This is a genomic window from Polynucleobacter sp. 35-46-11 (assembly GCF_002281105.1).
In genome coordinates, this window is record NZ_NCFJ01000622.1 from 1 (window position 1) to 1,337 (window position 1,337).

2 protein-coding genes are annotated in these 1,337 nt (G+C 46.7%); both read right to left on the reverse strand.

Annotation, left to right across the window (positions count from 1 at the left end; all coding sequences use genetic code 11):
• The coding region (locus B7Y67_RS18230; protein WP_293599844.1) for an aminotransferase class I/II-fold pyridoxal phosphate-dependent enzyme at positions 1 to 732 on the reverse strand (732 nt) is incomplete at its 3' end.
• On the reverse strand, positions 729 to 1,337 hold a 609-nt coding region (locus B7Y67_RS18235; protein ID WP_293599845.1), incomplete at its 5' end, for a prephenate dehydratase domain-containing protein. The genes B7Y67_RS18235 and B7Y67_RS18230, both read right to left, overlap by 4 nt.

The following is a 1,337-nucleotide window of genomic DNA, read 5'->3' on the forward strand; positions in this document are numbered from 1 at the left end:
ATAACCAATACGTAAGCCTGCTAAACCATATGCCTTAGAAAAGCTACGAGACAAAATCATATTGGGGAAACGTTTCACCCAAGCAATTGCGTCATAGCGTTGCTCTAGAGAGAGGTACTCGTTATAAGCCTCATCCAAAACTACCACCACATGCGGCGGCAATGCGATTAAGAAATCCTCAATCTCTTTAGCACTTAAATAACTGCCAGTAGGATTGTTAGGGTTGGCGACAAATACCAGCTTAGCCTTATCACCCGAAGTTTTAACTCCTTCAAGCATTGCCGGCAAATCATGGCCATACATAGGAGTAGCAGGCACTTCAATCGCCTTAGCACCAACAGCTTGTGTTGCCAGTGGATAAACCGCAAAAGCATGTTTAGAGAAAATGACTTCATCGCCAGCCTGAGCAACTGCACGTGCAGCCAACTCCAAAATGTCATTACTACCGTTACCTAAAGTAATCCAATCTGTTGGCACACCTAAGCGTGCAGCCAAAACATTCTTGAGCTCAAACCCATTGGAGTCTGGGTAACGACCCAAGTCTGCTGCTGCTTTAAGCATCGCATCTTGCGCGGACTTCGGCATACCCAATGGATTCTCATTGGAGGCGAGTTTCACAATCTTGTTTTCATCAAGACCGTATTCGCGTGCAACCTCACTGATAGGGCGTCCGCCAACATAAGGCGCTATCGCATGAATATGCTTTAAACCGATATTAGATTTTGATGTCATGCTGAATGGGGATAGGAGCCAAGATTTTTATAAAAAGCGGCTGTTGTTTTTAACTCTTCTAATGCTTTGGCTACTTTTGCGTCTTGTGCATGGCCAGCAACATCGATATAAAAGTGATACTCCCAAGTACCCTTGCGAGCAGGGCGTGACTCAAAGCGATTCATGGAAACACCATGCTTTGCCAGTGGCTCCAGTAAACGATGTACTGCGCCAGGCTGGTTATCTACCGATAGCACTAATGAAGTTTGATCTTTACCAGTAGGCTGGCACTCGTAAGTGCCGACCACAACAAAACGTGTGCGGTTATGCGGATCATCCTGAATCTGTGCAGCAACTGCCTGTAATCCATAAGCTTCTTGTGCGGGATCGCCAGCAATAGCCGCAAGCGTTGGGTCAATCGAGGCCATACGAGCTGCCTCAGCATTGCTGCTGACTGCTTGGCGTTTTAATTGTGGAGCATGCACGCTCAGCCATTGCTGACATTGCGCTAATGCTTGGGCATGAGCGCAAACAGTAGTTACGCCATCCAAATTTCCACTCTTAGTTAAGAGGTGATGACGAATAGGTAGGACCACTTCGCCACTAATGCGCATTGGAGAATCCAA